This is a genomic window from Colwellia sp. MB02u-9 (genome assembly GCF_014077085.1).
Lineage (GTDB): Bacteria > Pseudomonadota > Gammaproteobacteria > Enterobacterales > Alteromonadaceae > Cognaticolwellia.
Genome location: NZ_JACGVF010000009.1, coordinates 1 through 333 on the forward strand (window position 1 = coordinate 1; position 333 = coordinate 333).

At 50.5% G+C, this 333-nt stretch carries 2 tRNA genes; both read right to left on the bottom strand.

Annotated features, from left to right (window positions below):
• Positions 1 to 15: 15 nt before the first annotated feature.
• Positions 16 to 91 (bottom strand) — tRNA-Ala (locus tag H4J65_RS00030).
• A gap of 121 nt (positions 92 to 212) precedes the next feature.
• Positions 213 to 289 (bottom strand) — tRNA-Ile (locus H4J65_RS00035).
• Between the last annotated feature and the right edge of the window lie 44 nt (positions 290 to 333).

Consider the following 333-nt stretch of genomic DNA (forward strand, 5'->3'; position numbering starts at 1 on the left):
TCTTATACGAAGAAGTGGTGGAGCTAAGCAGGATCGAACTGCTGACCTCCTGCGTGCAAGGCAGGCGCTCTCCCAGCTGAGCTATAGCCCCGCAATGGGAAACACACTTTAGCTAAAACGAAACGTAGATTTACGTCAGTTGCAAGGCGGTTTGTCACGAAGTGTAGGCATTTCTACACGAATGATGAACCAACGCAGCAAGTGGCGTAAATTGGTAGGTCTGGGCAGACTTGAACTGCCGACCTCACCCTTATCAGGGGTGCGCTCTAACCAGCTGAGCTACAGACCTATCTCTCTTTCAAGATTTTACGTCCGAAGCTAGCGTGTTTGGAC